This is a genomic window from Virgibacillus carmonensis, assembly GCF_057836705.1.
Genome location: NZ_JBYQFJ010000232.1, coordinates 1 through 623 on the forward strand (window position 1 = coordinate 1; position 623 = coordinate 623).

General features: G+C 37.4%; 1 protein-coding gene. It reads right to left on the reverse strand.

Annotated elements, in window-relative coordinates; genetic code table 11:
* Positions 1-256: 256 nt before the first annotated feature.
* Positions 257-623 (reverse strand): helix-hairpin-helix domain-containing protein (locus AC3G7N_RS21565; RefSeq protein ID WP_489424182.1); only part of this gene is annotated, 367 nt, incomplete at its 5' end.

Consider the following 623-nt stretch of genomic DNA (forward strand, 5'->3'; position numbering starts at 1 on the left):
TGCAGGTTGAATTTTCCGTACTTGTGACCGCTTATTAGAAAATCTTGGCTTGCCGCCAAGAACAATTGGCGACAAGCCAAGATTTTTTTGTGATTTATACCGAGAAAAACCTTTTACCTTCATAAAATAAGCGAGGCTGGAGTATCGAAAAAGTGTAACTCAAAATATGAACAATGCTGTTAATTAGCGAAGGATATTTTAAGGAGCAGTTATATGCACTTTTTCCGGTTAGAACCTTACGTCCCAGCCTCTTCGCTTATTCATTTAAATAATTTACAATTGTTTCTGCCGTATTTTTTGGAATTCCAAGCTTTGTAATCTCATCAACCGACTTACTTTTTATTTCATCGATCGACTTAAATTGTTTCAAAAGTAATCGACGTCTCTTTTCTCCAACACCCGGAATTTTATCCAATTCTGATTGAAAAAGACTTTTACCCCGTAATTGACGATGAAAGGTGATTGCAAACCGGTGAACTTCGTCTTGTATTCGCTGTACCAGATAAAATTCCTGTGACTTTCTGGATAGATCTATGATTGCAGGTGGATTCCCATAAAGTAATTCGCTTGTTTTGTGTTTGTCATCCTTTGCCAGACCGCATAACGGAATATCCAGTCCCAAT